The sequence below is a fragment of the Bacteroides sp. BFG-606 genome, assembly GCF_024788145.1.
GTDB lineage: Bacteria > Bacteroidota > Bacteroidia > Bacteroidales > Bacteroidaceae > Bacteroides > Bacteroides vicugnae.
In genome coordinates this window covers 2,004,108-2,022,361 of the sequence record NZ_JANUIL010000001.1, presented here as the reverse complement: position 1 = coordinate 2,022,361, position 18,254 = coordinate 2,004,108, and the positions used below count along the sequence as shown (strand labels likewise).

At 42.8% G+C, this 18,254-nt stretch carries 9 protein-coding genes and 1 pseudogene; 2 read left to right on the top strand and 8 right to left on the bottom strand.

Annotation, left to right across the window (positions count from 1 at the left end):
* Window position 1: 1 nt before the first annotated feature.
* The 4 genes from NXV01_RS07155 to NXV01_RS07140 all read right to left on the bottom strand — a co-directional run bounded on the left by NXV01_RS07155 (window position 2) and on the right by NXV01_RS07140 (window position 5,468).
* A complete protein-coding gene (locus tag NXV01_RS07155) occupies window positions 2-1,297 on the bottom strand; it encodes a BNR repeat-containing protein (RefSeq protein ID WP_148363989.1) in 1,296 nt (431 codons plus the stop codon).
* Window positions 1,298-1,308: 11 nt separating this feature from the next.
* Entirely contained in the window at window positions 1,309-2,331 is a 1,023-nt protein-coding gene (locus NXV01_RS07150) for a glycoside hydrolase family 43 protein (RefSeq protein WP_195358442.1), read from the bottom strand.
* 27 nt (window positions 2,332-2,358) lie between these two features.
* Complete coding sequence (locus tag NXV01_RS07145) at window positions 2,359-3,615, bottom strand: DUF2264 domain-containing protein (RefSeq protein WP_259022075.1); 1,257 nt, start codon at window positions 3,613-3,615, stop codon at window positions 2,359-2,361.
* 296 nt (window positions 3,616-3,911) lie between these two features.
* Complete coding sequence (locus NXV01_RS07140) at window positions 3,912-5,468, bottom strand: ATP-binding protein (RefSeq protein WP_148363992.1); 1,557 nt, start codon at window positions 5,466-5,468, stop codon at window positions 3,912-3,914.
* 175 nt (window positions 5,469-5,643) lie between these two features.
* On the opposite strand from NXV01_RS07140, the pseudogene NXV01_RS26005 reads away from it, so the two are divergent.
* A pseudogene (locus NXV01_RS26005) lies at window positions 5,644-8,236 on the top strand (helix-turn-helix domain-containing protein).
* Between the two features lie 81 nt (window positions 8,237-8,317).
* Window positions 8,318-10,798, top strand: coding sequence for a glycoside hydrolase family 31 protein (locus NXV01_RS07125; RefSeq protein ID WP_409012919.1), 2,481 nt, complete (start codon window positions 8,318-8,320; stop codon window positions 10,796-10,798).
* Between the two features lie 688 nt (window positions 10,799-11,486).
* On the opposite strand, the gene NXV01_RS07120 is transcribed toward NXV01_RS07125, so the two are convergent.
* From NXV01_RS07120 to NXV01_RS07105, 4 genes are all read right to left on the bottom strand, one after another.
* Entirely contained in the window at window positions 11,487-12,632 is a 1,146-nt protein-coding gene (locus NXV01_RS07120) for an ATP-binding protein (RefSeq protein ID WP_074556753.1), read from the bottom strand.
* Window positions 12,633-12,728: 96 nt separating this feature from the next.
* Window positions 12,729-14,699, bottom strand: a complete 1,971-nt coding sequence (locus tag NXV01_RS07115) for a glycoside hydrolase family 97 protein (RefSeq protein WP_259022071.1) — start codon at window positions 14,697-14,699, stop codon at window positions 12,729-12,731.
* 35 nt (window positions 14,700-14,734) lie between these two features.
* Complete coding sequence (locus NXV01_RS07110; RefSeq protein WP_259022070.1) at window positions 14,735-17,209, bottom strand: alpha-L-arabinofuranosidase C-terminal domain-containing protein; 2,475 nt, start codon at window positions 17,207-17,209, stop codon at window positions 14,735-14,737.
* A 36-nt stretch (window positions 17,210-17,245) separates the two neighbouring features.
* Window positions 17,246-18,223 carry a glycoside hydrolase family 43 protein gene (locus NXV01_RS07105; protein WP_074556686.1) on the bottom strand — a complete coding sequence of 326 codons (978 nt, stop codon included), beginning with the start codon at window positions 18,221-18,223 and terminating at the stop codon, window positions 17,246-17,248.
* Between the last annotated feature and the right edge of the window lie 31 nt (window positions 18,224-18,254).

Below are 18,254 nucleotides of genomic sequence, written 5' to 3'. Positions count from 1 at the left end.
TTTATTTATTTGTATCCATATTCGTTTCCAATACATATATCATTTGAGGCTCAATTTCCGCTGTGCGTTCACCATCTCCCTGACGGGTGTGTTGTACAAAGAGATGCAGTTTCCGCTGCTTTTTCCAAAGTTCCGTATCATGAGAGGGTTCCCAAGCATCCACGGAAAAATCCGTCAGATCCGTTATCGTCCACTTACTCGTACCCACATCATTCGCATATGCCATCGACACACGACTTCCCCGTTCTTCGTCACGGAAAATATAAAAGACTTCTCCACCTTCTACCACAATACGCGGACGGGCAATAGGGATCATTTTCGTACCTCCACCCTTCAAGGTAAAAGGTGTCTGGCGATCGGTTATCTGCCGTTGATGCCACATCTTCCCGTCATTCCAGACGATGCGGTATTGAGGAACATCACTATCGGGTTCCCGCCAATAAGTAGCTATATACGGATTTCCTCCCGCATCGGCACTCATACTCGTCTGATTTATCAACTCACAGTTTTGAGGTAAACGACAGGCATACTCCGCATTGGACAATTTGATCGGGAGTTCATATCGTTCTCCACTCGTTTTATACCAAGTTACCCCATTATCAAAAGAACGGGCATAACAAATATCATGGTTTGTTTCCACATGCCAGGTCTCGCGCCATACCCATGAAAGATGAATCGTCCCTTTCTCATCAACATATAACTGCCAATAGGCATTCCGTTTATTTTCTCCGTCGATCAGTATATCCTGCACACGAGTCCATTTGTGTTCTTTCAGCGAGTAACGGTTCATTACCAGATTTCCACGACCCGAAGAACCAGAGCGGTAAACAAACAATAAATCTCCTCCGGATAAAGGATAGAACTCCGGATAGGTGACATTTGCTTCGTCAACTCCGGTCATGGGCATTTTATCCCCCAGTTCCAAGGAACCGGGAGCAATGCTCCGGCAGTAATTCAATGGATGTCCATGATGGTCAAAAGATACGTGTATGTATCCTTCTCCATCTATCATCATGCTAATTATATTATGAGCATCCTTCACATTTCCCTGATATTGGGTGCGATGTAATGTCCATTGTTCCGAATCCAGTTTCCGCTTTCCAAGTACCAGATAGCCATCGTTATCGTAATAACTGATATATTGTTCATCACCGTGTGTAACCAGCGAGTTATTCCGAAAGACCGTCGTATTGACCGAAGTACAGCTATACCCCTTTCCTACTTCAACCAAATGCTGGGAACAGGCAATAACAGGAACGAGCATTATTCCACAAAGTAGCAACAGTATCCGTTTCATATTTATATTTTTTATTTGTCAAAGATAGAAAGGTTCCATTTTTCATACCAAGGGATCGTTATTTCCCCGTCTTTTACCAACACAGGCAACCATACATAACGGGAATCTTCCAAGTCCTTCTTCTTCCAACGGTCGAACATGGCAATATATGCATCCTTCTTTCCGACAACGGGCTGGACATAAGTACTCTGGGCATAAAACGTTTTATCTGCATCCGGTCCCGTACAAGGGTTTCCGATTGTCTTCCATGTTCCCATAATAGAATCGGCTACTGCGATCTCGGCTATATTAGGATCCCAACCAGTACAACCGGAACTTAACATATAATATTTACCATTATATTTAAACACAGCCGGAGCCTCCCTCGATTCTTTTACGAAATTGCGTGTAAAACGTCCGCTCGGTTTCAGATAATCATCAGTCAGAAGGCTGATATACATCGTTTCATTATTTTCTGAAGAATAAAACTGATAAGCACGTCCATCATCATCCACAAAAACAGTCTGATCGCGGCTCATCGCATTGTTCGGACGAAAGCTTCCCTGATAAACGAACGGACCGACAGGAGAATCGGAAACTGCCACTCCGGCACAAGCCTTACTGTAATCAGCACTTTCCACATGGGCCCACATTACAAATTTGCCCGTTTTCTTATTATAAACCACTTTCGGACGTTCCAATACTTTGGAGGGGTGCAGGTCATGATTCGGATCGTCTTTAACTGCCGGAAGTACAATACCCTCAAATTTCCAATTCAGCAAATCTTTAGAAGAGTAACAACCTACTCCGGTCACATCCGTACGATAACACTCCCACGTAGCCCAGTCAGGCAAAATGGTTTTCCCCTCCTTGTATTCGCCATACCAATAGTAAGTGCCGTTATGATATAGAAGTCCACCACCATGGGCATTGATCGGATTCCCGTCCGTATCTTTCCAAACTTCTCCGGGGATAAATGCAGCGTTTTTCTGAGCTTGTACCGGCATCGGCAACAAGCCAAGACAAACTACAATAAATAATAATAGTCTAGTCATATATAAATCTTTATTAGTTAGTCCATCTTAATGAACAGCATGATCTTTCGGGAAATCTTTCCCCTCCCAGGCTTTCTTACTTGTCCAATCCTCGGCAGGTGAAGTCCAGAATGGATGTTCTGCCGGAAGTCCCAATGGGAGGAATGCGAGTGAAGCCATATATAAGCTACCATTATTCGTATACCAGTCTGATATATTCGGCTGCTTACCATTGAATCCTAAAGTCAGGAATCCTTTTTCATTGAAATTATGATTATCACTAAACATTCGTTTGATAACTGCCGTCATAGCTGCACGTACTTGTCCATTTGGTAATTCTTTAGGGAGCCACTCTCTCCATGCCAGCAATGCCAAAGGTTGTAAAGTTCCTGTACGGTACGTGATAGAACGCCCGAATACTGGGAGCGTACCTTCCGGAGAAATAAACCGTTCCAGAATCATTCCAAAGCGTTGCATCCGTTTGACTGCACGATTATAATCGCAATCCGGCATATTCCAGACTTTGTTCTTACCGGCATTTGTCATGATTTCCAACGGTTCTATATACATAGGGTGCAAAACGAAACTATTATAATAGTCAAAAGCAAAATCCGGACCGTCCGAATACCAGCCATCTCCCACATACCATTCTTCCACTTTACGTAGAGCCGAAGCAATGCGATAAGTATCACTCGGTGCACCAGCCTTACGCAGGAAAGATTCCACTGTGGCAGAGAATAACAACCAGTTAGTATAAGGAGGGTCTACCCGGCGAAGTTGTGTAAATTCGGTAATATAACGTTGTTTTGTCACACTGTCCAGCGGAACCCACAAGGCATCATATCCTCTTATGAAACTTTCTGCAATATAGGCTGCATCCACCAACGTCTGTCCCTCTTTTCTCCACAACAAATAATCGGGACTTTCCGGATCTACAGCCTGCGCATAACTCTTTAACGCCCATTCGCGCAACTGTTTACGCTGAACACCTTCTGCCGTATCATCATCCGGCAATGAAATCCAGGGAGCCAGTCCTGCCATCAAACGCCCGAAGCACTCCATATAAGTGACATTCTTATTTCGTCCATCCCATGTCGGACTCAACTCTACCAACATGTTCTGTTGCAACTTGCCCTCACTCATATTACTAAGCACGGGTTCAGCCATTCGATATAATACTCCCGCCCACAGTTCGCGGTCGTTCGGTTCTTTTACTTGTTTTTTCTTTTTCGCAGACAGATCCTGTGCAGGGATCAACAACATTGCTATCAGCAACAGTAGTAAGTAATGTCTATTCAAATTCATGATATTATTTTAGGTTTTTCGTCTACAAAGGTACTCCATACTTAGATAAATAGAGTCCAATTTTACGTCAAAAAGGGATACAAAAAGACCATTATTCGTATGAAAAGCTTTTATAAGGCCATCTTTTCGCAAATGAGTCTCATTGCCATTATATATAATACGACATTACTCCACTTTCCACCTATCCATTATTCCATATTTCAATGACCAACTATACTGTTTGCATGATATTGATATTGGTTGTTTTTGGGAAGATATATTAATCCCTAAGGCCGCTACATAACTTTCACAATGCACTATGCATCAGCATCAGGGATTATTTTCCACTCCTTAATGCCGCGTGTCTCGGAAGAGAAGTCAACACCTATCTTATATAATTTGCGGGAATCTTTGGCAAAAGGCAAAGCATAGTCCTTCTCCTCTATCTGACGCAAAGCATCGTCGGCAGTACCATCAAGTTTCAGTTCCATCACGTAAATATAGTCTTTGGTTTTCAACACAATGTCTATACGCCCATTACTAGTGGTACGTTCTACGTCGGTATAAAAGCCCAACATTTTGAACACCAGATACATTGCATTTTGAAAATAAAGTTCCATCTTCCCCGTTATCTTGTAGTCAGTATCGGCAAACATGGATTGCATTCGCTGCATAAAACTTTCGGGATCTCCACGTTCAATGTCCATGATAAAGTTAGTAATGAAAAATCCGGTTTTTTCCTCTTCTACCGGTGTATAAAAAGGTATCAAATATTTAATGAAACCATTCTCCACTTCCTTATTCGGAAAACCCAACTGATAGTTGCCGAAACGTTCGTCATATCCCTTTATCGTGAGATATCCGCTCTGATAAATGACAGGAATAGGATTGCGTGACATGGAGTCAATGCTATTCAAAAAGTCACCGGGAACTTGCTCTTCGGTTAGTTTATCTAATTGGTAATTCGAATTCTTCATCAGATAAACAAGGAATGAAGGTGTACCTGTTTCAAACCAATAATCGGCAAACTTCATTTTTGCTAAAGTATTGAGGATACTGAAAGGATTATAGAGTCCTTCGGTTTTGTAGTCAAAATGATAACCATCGTACTGTTCCTTCAGTTTAGTGTAACATTCCTCCTTTGTCAACCCATTTCTTTCACCTAACAGTACCACATCATTATCAAAATATTCGTGAAGTTCTCCGTCTGTGATACCGCAAATATTGATGTAACGGCCGTCCATAGAGATATCATTCAGGTTATTCAAATCACTGAACACGCTCACCTTGCCGAATTTCGTCACACCTGTCAGGAAAGCAAGTTTGATATAGCGGTCCTGCGTTTTGAGTACAGAGTAGAAAGCTTTCAGCGTGCTGCGATATTCAGCCTGCAACACCTCGTTGCCAATAGCTTGCAGCATAGGCTTGTCATATTCATCCACAAGAATAACTACGCGATGACCGGTCTTTTCGTAAGCACGTTCTACAATTCCTTTAAAGCGCAGGGCGAAGGTTACTTCTGTAGGAAAGGTGCCATATATCTCTTCCCATTTTTTGAGACTGTCATCAAGAACATGATTCAAGCTATCCATCGCGTCATATTTGGCGGTGTTCAAGTCAAGATGAAGAATAGGATGTTCCTCCCATTTATGTTCCAGCTTCTCGATGGCAAGCCCTCTGAAAAGTTCCTTTTTCCCACTCAGATAAGCTTCCAGCGTAGAAAGAAGCAAGCTCTTCCCAAAACGTCGGGGACGGCTAAGAAAATAATAACGTCCGGTAGTAGCCATTTGATAGACTAACGCCGTCTTGTCCACATACACATAACCGTCATTTATCAGACTCTCAAAGTTCTGTATTCCTATGGGGTAAATCATAATGGGATGATATTTAAGTATTCACTACGCAAAGATAAACGATTTCCTCGCGTAGACAAAGTGAAGGGTGTTAAAAGATTAGGAATGATATCGCAAGAATGATTATATCATAATTATTCCCCCTATCCTCTTTATTTCCGAAAGAAACAATTACCTTTGTAATATTGAAATAACCATGATTACCAATAGTTTGAGAAATATACGGATTCTACTCTGCTTATTTTTCTGTTTCAGGATGACACCGTTCATATATGCCGGTGAATTCCTGTTCACCACCATCAATGCGTCGCAAGGATTGAGTGATAACCAAATACGTTATATCCTCCAGTTGCCCGACGGAAGAATGGTATTCACCACCAGCGGTAATGTAAATTTATACGACGGTGTACATTTTAGCTATCTTCACCGCACCACGGAATACGTATATCCATTAAACCAATATAACGGGCATTACCGCATTTACCAGAGTGAGGATTCTCTTTTATGGATTAAAGATACTCACAAACTGATGTGCATTGACCTGTACAGAGAGGAATACATTCCTGATTTAGACGCTTACTTTAAGAACAGAAAGATACAAGCCCCCGTAGAAGACCTTTTTGTAGACGATTCTGGCCACATCTGGCTACTCATAGCTAACGAATTACTGGAATTAAACAACAAGACCCGTATAACCTTGCCCGGCAAGTATTCCGGAAAATTGCAGGACCTAAATGCCGACAGTACCTCCCTATATTTATTCTATGACACAGGCGAAGTGTCCTGTTACCACATAGCCGACCAAAAAACTGTATACAATATAGCCGCTTATCCTGCATCCGAACAGGCTGAATATCAAAATACTTCTCTCGTCGTCAAAAGCGCAGACGGCTTCTATCAACTACGCAACGGGCGTAAAGGCGGTTTATTCTATTTCAATAGCCACAAGCGCACATGGAAAAAACTCTTCGAACAGAACTATACTCTCAATACCCTTATCATTACCCCTAATGGTGAGAAAGCCTATATCAGTTGCGTTCACGGGTTTTGGATGATTGACCTCCACACAGGAACACAAAAATACATCCCCCCTATTGGAAACCGGAAACAGACAGATTGTCTCTACCGAAATCAGCACTGTCTTTCAAGACCGGCAAGGAGGGTTATGGCTCGGAACTTTCAATCGGGGATTATTATATCATCACCCGTCCATGCATAAACTGACTCATATAGGTCGCAATGCATTTCCCGTCTCCCCGGAAGAAGAAATCAATATTGAATCTTTCGCCGAAAATAAAGATGGAAATATCTATCTAAAAGCTCATTCCCGAGTTTATCGACTGACAGTCAATGAGCAGAAATCCCATGTATTGAAATCGGCAGCTATCCCTACAATTTCTCCTGAAATCCTGAACCGGTTGAACACCCCAAGGAACTGTTATTTCAGAAACAAAGTATATCATACATTATATACCGACACACGCGGCTGGACATGGGCAGGAACTCCTGACGGACTGGAACTTTTCACCAGCGAAAACGACTCTATCCCACGTATCTTCTATCGTGAAAACGGATTGAGCAATAACTTTATCCAGGGTATCATTGAGGACAAATATCGAGACATCTGGGTAACGACCAGTAACGGTGTCACACGCATCCACATAAATCCGGAGAATAAGAACATCAGTTTCACCCGGTTCAATCAGTTGGACGGTGCTTTGGACGGCGAATACATAAAAGATGCCGTATTCAGTTCTTCCGACGGCACTCTCTATTTGGGTGGTATTGATGGCTTTAACATATTCCATCCCGACAAGGACTCCATTCATCCGATGCTTCCTGATCCGCCGGTTTTCACAGCCTTACGCTTGTATGGAGAAAAGGTGAATACTGGAAAAGAATATGGCAACCGCATCATCCTGTCCAAGGCTGCTCCTTATACAACCGAAATCGAACTGGACTATAACCAAAACTTCCTGACTTTCGAATTTTCGGCATTGAATTATATCAATCATGAACGCACATACTACCGTTATCAACTGGAAGGTATCGACCCGCAATGGATGAGTACATTTGCAGGAAGACAGGGAAATGCGACTGTGGGGAAAGGTCTTCTTCAAGCTGTTTACACCAATTTACCACCGAGAGATTATACATTCAAAGTCATGGCTTCGGACAATCCTCTTCAGTGGAACGGCAAAGTGACAGCAATAAAATTAACCATCCATGCACCGTGGTGGAAAACAACCACGGCTTATATCCTGTATGCAATCATTTTATTACTGATTGCTTTCACCGGTATCCGATTGTATATCTATTGGAGCAGAAAGGAAATGGAACGCAAGCATAAAGAAGAGATTCTATTACTCCGTATACGCAACCTGATCGAACAAAATAATTCTCTAACCTGTAGCATAGAAGAAACGTCTCCCGACCATCAGCAACAGGACACGGAAGAATCTGCATTTCTGGCACAAGCCATCAAACTGGTGGAACAGAATCTGCACGTTAATGGCTATTCGGTGGAGCAACTAAGCCGCGACCTCTGTATGGAGCGAACGGGATTATACCGCAAACTGGTGACTATGCTCGATCAGTCTCCCAGCCTCTTTATCCGCAACATTCGTCTGCAACGGGCAGCACAACTGATAACAGAGGGCAAGCTAAGTATTACAGAAATTGCGGAACACACAGGTTTTAGCAGTTCCAGTTATTTAAGCAAATGTTTTCAGGAAATGTACGGATGCCGCCCGTCAGAATATGCCGAAAAAGCGAAGAAATCAACGTGATTACTGTTTGTTTCAACCTGATTGTTGTCCGTTTTACTTGCCTCTGCCCTACTTTTGCTGCATCATAAAGCACTAAAAACCATGAAAATGAATCTTATTAGAAAAGCCGGTTTCTTGTTGGTATGTGCAACAATGGTTGCAGCAGGCAATGGTACAGCACAAAATGTACAACGTACCTCACAAGGCATCAAGTGTGCCACACAGGGGATGGATGTCAACATAGAGTTTTATTCACCCTCCATTGTCAGGGTTTATAAGACGCCCAGTCAGAAATCTTGCAATAAAGAAAGTCTGGTCATTGTCAAAACGCCTGAGACAACTCCTGTTTCTTTCGGTGAAAAGGGGAAAAATGTGACATTAAGCAGTCGTCTTATCCAAGTGGAAGTGAACCCGAAGACTGGGGGTATCCATTTTTTCGATTCGTCCGGCCAATGTCTGTTGACGGACAAAGATTACGGAACGCAATTCACTCCTTTCAATGATGCAGGTGTTCCGTCTTTCAATGTCCGCCAGGCTTTTTTGCTGGATAAAGACGAAGTAATCTACGGATTGGGACAGCAGCAGACGGGTAAAGTGAACCAACGTAACCAGAAACTACTCCTCCGCAATCAGAATATGAGTATCTGTATTCCGTTTATTCATTCCGTCAAAGGATATGCCCTTTATTGGGATAATTATTCTCCCACTACTTTCCTCGACAATCCGCAAGAGATGTCATTCGACTCGGAAGTAGGCGACTGCGCTGATTATTATTTCATTTATGGCGGTAATGCGGACGGTGTAATAGCCGGAGTGCGCGAACTGACCGGTCAGGCTCCGCTCTATCCGCTCTGGACACTGGGATTCTGGCAATGCCGCGAACGCTATAAAAGTCCGGACGAACTCTGCGAAGTAGTAGACAAGTACCGTGAACTGAAAGTACCTCTGGACGGTATCATCCAGGACTGGCAATACTGGGGATGCAATGAAAACTGGAACTCGATGAAATTCCAAAACCCACGCTATATCAACAAAATGGGTGATCCGGAATACATGAAATTCCTCCCGAACGGAGAAGACAGAAATGCTAATTATGGAACGCCACGCATCAAAAGTCCGAAAGAAATGATCGACTATGTACATAAACAGAATGCACATATCATGATTTCAGTATGGGCCTCGTTCGGTCCGTGGACAGAGATGTACCAGAAAATGGATAGCCTGAAAGCATTGCTTCACTTCGAGACATGGCCTCCCAAAGCTGGAGTAAAACCTTACGATCCGTTCAATCCGACAGCACGCGATATGTATTGGGCAGAAATGAAAAAGAACATCTTCGATCTCGGAATGGATGGCTGGTGGCTCGACTCTACCGAGCCGGATCATCTGGAAATCAAGGATAAAGATTTCGATACCCCCACTTATCTAGGTTCATTCCGCAGAGTGCACAACGCTTTTCCTTTGATGTCCAACAAGGGTGTATACGAACATCAACGTGCCACCACTTCCGACAAGCGGGTATTCCTGCTCACACGTTCGTCTTTCTTGGGACAACAACGTTATGCGTCACATTCATGGAGCGGCGATGTAGTCTCTACCTGGGAAGTGATGAAGAAACAACTGGCGGCAGGACTAAATTACTCACTATGCGGCATACCATACTGGAATACCGACCTAGGCGGCTTCTTCGCATGGAAATATAACAATAATGTACACAATATCGCTTATCATGAATTGCACGTGCGCTGGTATCAGTGGGGAGCATTCCAGCCGATCATGCGTTCACACAATTCCAGTCCGGTAGCTGTGGAAATATACCAGTTCGGCAAGAAAGGAGACTGGGCTTATGACGCACTCGAAAAATATACTCACCTGCGCTATCGCCTTTTGCCCTATCTCTACAGCACTTCATGGGAAGTTACCAACAAAGCGGGCAGCATCATCCGACCACTCATGATGGATTTTCCTAAAGATAAGAAAGTACTTGAGATGGATACAGAGTATATGTTTGGCCGTAATTTCCTTGTCCGCCCCGTAACTGATTCGCTTTATACATGGCAGGACAACAAACAGAACGGCTATCAGAAGAATATGAATAAGATAGGAAAGACAGATGTTTATCTACCCGCAGGTGCCCAATGGGTTGATTTCTGGACCGGAAAAAGCCTGAAAGGCGGACAAACCATCCAGCGTGAAGTGCCTATCGACATCATGCCTGTCTATGTCCGTGCAGGTTCTATCCTACCTTGGGGACCGGCTGTACAATATTCCACCGAAAAGAAATGGGATAATCTGACACTTCGCATTTATCCGGGCGCCGACGCTGAATTTACTCTTTACGAAGATGAGTTCGACAACTACAATTACGAAAAGGGAGCATACACTACCATTGCCATGAAATGGAATGATAAAGACCGCACCCTGACGATTAACGACCGCCAAGGTAATTACAAAGGAATGCTGAAAAATCGTAAATTCAATATTATCATTGTAGAACCGGGAAAAGGTTGTGGTGACGGTGATGCTACGACGTTCGATCAATCAGTTTCTTATAAGGGAAAGAGAGTTGGCTTAAAATTATAAAGTTTCAACTTTATTCCCACCATCTCACACTGGGGAAATAAACAGTAACCAATCGGTAGATTTCCCCCTAACACCTATTTTTTAATTTCACAAATACAGCCTTCACCTTTCACAATGCCCTATTCATCGGCATTTGCGGGTGAAGGTTACTCTTTCATCCGCCTTTCACCCTCCGTTTTCTTAACCCTGCATAATTCTTCTCCACCTGTTACTTCTAAAGACATATCTAACCTGTTTCCTACTCATTACTAACTAACTTCTTTTTCATTAACAACAAACTTTCTTTTGATTACTGGTAAACTTCTTATTACCAGTATGTAAACTTGCTTTTCATTAAATGCAATCTATAATTGCAAGTTGCGTTTATAAAAACAAAAGCTTTGATTATACAAATGAAAGTTTCATTTATATAATCAAAGCTTGCATTTATAGTTTTCTTATAAGGCAAAGAAAGTTTGGTTCCTATACAAAGGAAGTTTATCCTTTATAGAAAAGAAGTTTTCCTATAATAGTCCGGAAGCTATCTGCTAACACTTCTTCTGCCAACTATAGATGAAGGATTTAGCAAACTGGACAATCTGTGAAAGTCAGGGTAGAAAGGTGAAAGGAAAGTGAAAGCCTGCCCTTCACCCGCTAATACCGATGAATAGGGCATTGTGAAAGGTGAAGGGTATTTTCTTGAATATGATTATTTTAGTATACCAGCGTAAGGTAATGTCTGCAACCACAATTCCATAAAACGGTCGTATACACAATATCCCTCTTCCGCCTTAAATACATATTCTTTATTAATCAGGAATTTAAGGGCTGCATTAATACTACTCGAACCTTTCAATCCATATTTCTTAATAAATATAGAACTATTAATAGCCGTTACGAATTGCTCCCGGGCGATAGCGCGCAACAAAGTTGACTGATTTTCGGTCAACATACCATATAAACGCTGGTATTCATCCACCTCGGAACGAACTATATCTGCCAAACATTTCTCAAATATGGTTTCATTCAAGACGGGCTCCTTTTGTTCATAAAGTCGGTTCAGCACATACTGTACATACCATGTATGCCCATTAAAACGTCGATAAATCATCTGAAAGAGTTCATCACTCAATTCCTTTCCTCCGGCCTGCATCCAACGTATGGCAAAAAGAGAATAATGCTCTAAAGGGATGGATGCCAGATTCATCTTTTCCGTACTCCGGTAAAAAGGACGTTTCGCTGAACCAAACATTTCTGCCATCAGATGTTGTTTACTTCCTGAAAAAATAAAATGTACATGAGGTAAAAATTGAATGTAAGAACGCAACAAGCCTTCTACTCCTTTTTCCGGATATTCAGTGATCTGCTGAAATTCATCAATAGCGATATAACATTCTTTTCCCGAATGTTCCAGGTAATCAAAAATCTCTTTTAATGTTGCCTGTGCCTGGGAAGGTTGAAAATCAAGAGTTGCTTGTGGCACTCCCGTTAAGACATCGGGGGAAAACACTAAACGACAACTTCTAAAAAAGCCACTGATTGTCGCCAGCGTCTTCTGCGATAAATTATCTAATTTACCAATCACAGTCTGCCCGAACTGAATGATAAAATCATCCAGACATGTCGTAGAAAAAATATCCATGTAAAAACAAGCTGCCTCCGGATACTCCCGTCGTATCTGATGAAAGACGTTCTGTATTAATCCGGTCTTACCCATACGGCGAGGACTCATTAAGGTCACATTTCTTCCATTCCGTAAAGCGGAAATCAAATGTTCCGTTTCTTCTATCCGATCACAGAAATACTTAGGACCAGCATATGCATAAATCAAAAAAGGATTATTTACGTCATTCATATTCAAGCAATTATTTATAGCGTAATTATTGTAGTACTTTTTATGCTACACAAATTACGCTATAAATAATGATTCTACCAAACTTTTGCCGAACAATCATTTCCCATATGATCCCGCCACGCTTCTATTCACCAATAGAACACCTCCCTGTGGAAGGATTTCCAGTTGCACTTTTCCGTTTTCTTTCACTTTCAACGGCAGAAGCTGCGGTTCTCCTTTTTTATCATCCTTATACAGAGAAACAGTTTTTCCGGCAAACATATCTAAATCCAGTTTCAACTTTACGATTTCTTTCCCGGCATTCACTGCTGCCAGATACCAGGTGTCACCGTGGCGACGCGCCAAAACTACATATTTCCCCGGATATCCGTCAATAAAACGTGTCTCATCCCATGTGGTAGGAACCGTTTTCATATAGTCCATACAAACAGGGGAAACATCTTTCAGGTTGTTGGGAGCAAGCGCAAAATTCTGTATCGGATTCTGGAATAATACGGTAGTGGCTAATTGAAATATATCAGTAGTACGGCGGGTAGTTCCTCCGTCATTGTTGCGATTCAGCCGTTTGTTCAGAAAACAACCACCGAATTCCATGCAACCCACCGCATTGCGGATAAACGGATGCAGACAGGCATTGAAAGCCTCTTCATCACAGAAGTGCTGGCCGAAAACCATATTTTCGGAGGCCAGTACAGCCTCGCTGCCTACATAGTTCGGGTACATACGTTCCCATCCTCGAGGGATGGTGCAACCGTGGAAGATTACCATCAGACCGTGGTCGTCAGCATCACTCAAAATATCTTCATACAGGCGCATCGTTTCCTGCTTGTCGCCACCAAAGAAATCAACTTTGATTCCTTTCACTCCAAGGCTTTGCAACCATTTCATTTCACGTTTGCGGATAATGGCATTGTCCATGTGATTCACCGGCCCCTGCTCAATATCATTCCAATAGCCGGAAGAGCTATACCATAAGAAGAGTTCCACTCCTTTGCTTCGTGCGTATTCTATCAAAGATTTCATACGGTCACGGCCGATGTTCGTATCCCACCAGTTATCGATCAAGGCATACTCATACCCCATTGCAGCTGCAAAATCAATATAGCGCACCTGATCGTCACAGTTGATACTACCATCCTGCCAGAGAATCCAGCTCCATGTGCCGCGTCCGAAACGGTAGTCATGCTTCGTTTCATAAAGAGGACGTACGACATCCCAGATAACGGTTGTTTCCACAATCGGTTTCAAGGTTTCGCCAACAGTTATGGTACGCCAGGGAGTAGCACCGGGAAGGGCAAATGCCGGAGCAGAAGTTCCGTTACCGTTATTTTCTTCAGCCATCGGGAAAGCAACCGTATACAGATTGCCTTCGCTTACATCGCTCAAACGAGAACCGCAATAACGACTGTCTACACCTGTTTCGCTGACTAATACCCAACCATCGTCACCGATACGGAACAGACAAGGGAACGTGTAGCCATGCCCGTACTGCGAACGGTTACTCATGGGAGCATCTGCCTTGTACTCTTCCTCATAACTGGGTTTGGTACGTTTCCAACCTATCATGGCATCGCTTTGCGGACATAAGAAAGTAGTTGTTTGTTGCGGAAAGCGAAAGCCGGTTTCTTCGGCAGTTACCGTTACACTTCCTTTTCCATCCTGACGCGGAAGAGTATAACGGAAAGCTACATCGTGATTGCTGACACGAAAGACTACATCTATTTTCTGCCCTTTCGGATTCTCAAAATTACAAATCAGTTCGTTTGCCTGATAATGCACTTTGGAGGTTTTAATACGATCCTGATGATAGACAGTATCAATCGGAGTAACAGCGTGTCCTGTCAGTTTCATCCCTTTTGCAAAATCACCGATATTCGTATTCATACCCAAAGGAGATTTCTCCAACATTGTCTTTCCATTGTAGGTAATCGAATAACTTGGCTTTTCGGCTGGAGAAGCAGATACAACCAATTGCAGTTTTTCATCCGGCCCTTTCACTACCACTTCCTGTGCTATCAGAGAAGTCAGACAGCAACTAGCCAGCAGGGTACTTATTATCTTCTTCATATTATCTATGTCGTTATTATCTTCACTTTTTTCTGTTATTTCTCATTTGCCTTCTTTATGCGGATCACCGTAAAAGAATAGGCAGGTAATTGATAGTCAAACTTTTCTGCTACTTCCATCGTGTCTTCAATAGGTAGCGGGGTATCGGCCGGTTTGCCGGTCAGTACGGTTCTTTTTGCAGAAGACTGTATAGCACCGATTCCGGAAAGGTCGACATTCGTATTCACTTCTACGGGAAGTAAATTGACCAGCTTCACAATCACATCACCACTTGCCGAGTCACGGACAATAGAAGAAGCAATGCGTTTCCGCACTTGATCGTCTCTATTATCAAGAGTGATCTTTGACGGAAAATATTCGTTCCCGGCATTCTGTCCGTAGAGTTTCTGAACATAGTAGCCGGTGGTAGGTTTCACTTCCCGGTTATTGAAGTAAATCAAATCCGGATTCCACTGGGTATGTCCTTCTTTAGCGAGAAGAGGGGCATAGGAAGTCATGTGTACAACATCGCCATTACGTTCCAAGGCAGCAAGATAAAGAGCTTCTGTCAGTGCTGTTTCGATATTCGCCTTTCGTCCCGGTATGTGAGTTGCATATTCGCCCAAGTATACTTTTGTCTTTTTCGAACGATCGTATTTGTCGTAGAAATCCTGGTTGTTCAGGAACCATCCCGGAGTCTGGTAATAATGTTCGTCGACCATCGGAATACCCAGTTTGTCCGCCAGCTTCCATCCTTCCACGTAGTCTGTACCCTCATTGAATGGTCCCACTGTACCGACAACAATCATTTCAGGATATTTTTCTTTGATGGCATTGAAGATCATCGTGAAACGCTCTTCGAAGATATCAGTGATAAGATCTTCATTTCCGATACCGATGTATTTCAGATGGAATGGTTTTGGATGCCCGGCTTCGGCACGTACCTTTCCCCACTTTGTCTTCTTAGCGTCACCGTTTGCCCATTCTATCAGATCAAGAATATCCTGAATATAAGCTCCCATTTCGTTCATCGGAATACCACCTTGTTGTCCTCCTCTCAAGTCGCCGTGACAGGCAGAGTTCTGGCAAGGAACACCGGCCGCCAGCACTGGAAGCGGTTCCGCACCAATATCTTCGCAAAACTGGAAATATTCAAAATAACCCAATCCCATGCTTTGATGGTATCCCCAAAGGTTACGCTGTGCTTTTCTTGCTTCCAACGGACCGACTGTGTTTTTCCATTGATAGATATTCTTCAGACCATCACCATGAGCCACACAACCACCGGGAAAACGGATGAAACGGGGATGAATGTCGGCAAGTATCTGTGCCAAATCGGCACGCAGACCATTCTTTCTGCCTTTGAATGTATTTTGTGGAAATAGAGAAATCATATCTAAATCAACTTCGCCTGCTGACTGTGGCTGAATTTCCAAATGTACATCAACAGATGCTTTTGCAATCAAAACCGCTTTATAAGTCTTCCATGAACGGGAGGAAACGGTTACTGAAGTTTCTCCCTGCACTGTCCCCCCAGCATCAACCAAACGTATCAGTAATTTATTGGATTTTCCTACCGGGACACGACCAAATAAAGAAAAGTTATACTTATCACCTGCATTAAGCGCAATTCCGTCGAAGCCTGTATTGACCAAAAAAGCTCCAGGCTGCTTGACATCCAATATAGCATAATTCATATTGTTAGAATGAATAGCGTCTGTAGCATCTGTAACGATCAAAAATTCAGCTTCTCCATTCCCTCTCAATGACCAGGAATGAAAGCCATCCCAGTTCTTATCTCCTTCCCTGTCCGAAGGGTCGTACTCGAAGTCGCGGTTTTGGATAAGTTCTGCATAGAGTCCTCCGTCTGCCGAATAATTGATGTCTTCAAAAAAAGCGCCCAGCAATACATCACTAATGGCTTTTGCACCTTCCGGTTGTACAGTGACCGTTGCTTTTACAGGCTTCAAACCGGCAAAACGTTCTCCATCCTGTACCGGACGTTCTCCATGTAATGAGTTCCGATATTGATTCCAGCCATAATTTTTATCCAATCCATCCACCAAGGTCCAAGCTACCCGGTTGATATTCCCTTTCTGCTCTTCTCCGGCAACAATAGCTTTCACTCTCACTCCGTCAAAATCCGGCGTAGTACGAGGATATTTCTGACTGGTCCAGTTGATTAAATCCTTGGAAGTAGCCTGTCCGTATCCATCACGGTCATTCAGTTTCCAGGTACAAATCCATTCGCCATCGAGCGATTGTTTCAAATAAGGATCGAGCATTTTCTTCTGTGATCCCCAGCGGCTATAATCGCACCGGAGATATCCGTAGTTCCGGCCAATTTCAAACCAGTTTTCTTTATCTGTACTCCAGGCGAAACGGAGTCCGCTGCGTCCGTCGTCTCCGGAAGTTGCAAAAGAAAACAGATAAACCGAATCGGGTGTACTCGTCATTTCCTTGATTGCAGCTAAAGTGACCTGCTGAAACGACAAAAACAAGACAACTAGAAAGAGGAATAATTTTCTCATGGTATATATTGCATTAAGATTATCAATCGCAAAGTTTTAGAAACTTTCCGGTTTACCATATGCCTTGAAAAGGCGTCGCAATTCTTTTTGAGTAATCGGAATAACAGTACCGTGACGTGGATGAAAATCCATGCTGACGGCATGGTCAATCACTTTAAAGTATTCCAGATCGGAACTTTCGGTAAACTGGTATTTGCCTTTCATATACACATCGTACATCAAGATATATTTATCCGAACCAATCAATGGAAAAATGCCTGCACCTTCTACCGCATCCTTCGTCTGCTGCTTATAATCATCCGATTCCGCCCACTGTCCGGAGGTCAGAGAGGAAGTAGTCGCTTTTTTAATTCCATTTCCATTCCCTTCCGTTTTGTAGAACAAATGATAGAGTCCATCTTTATAAATAATGTCGCCATCAATACATGATTTTCTGTTTTTCGGAAGAAACAGTGGCTTCGGTTCTCCTTCTATATCTGTAAAATCTTTGTTGGCATAAGCATAATAAATGATATCGGGACCATTGCCATGTTGCATAGACCAGTAAACCATGTACTTCCCAGCTTCCTTATCATAAATAGTTTGTGGTGCCCACACACGTTTCAGATCCTCCTGATCTGGATATTTCTTTTGGATATTCACGACATTGGAAGTCCAGTGTACAAGGTCTTTTGATTTCAAAAGTACCATGGCACGGTTAGAACTCCATCCATTTCCGGATACCATATCCGTAACCACCATATAAAACGTCTTCCCATCTTCACAACGCAGAATATGGGGATCACGCACTCCACCTGTCGAACTAATCACACGGGAATCAAGTACCGGCTGATTTCCATTCAAGGCTTTATAATTATATCCATCAAGACTAACAGCCATCCGGACGGCTTCCTCACTCATGCGATTGCCGGTAAAGTAAACAAACAGGTAAGCAGATTGCTGGCAATACCCAGTCAGCACTCCTATAAACAGGAATGCGAAAAGAATTATATTTTTCTTCATATTCATCATCATTTCAATGCTTTTTCATCCATTGTTTTATTCT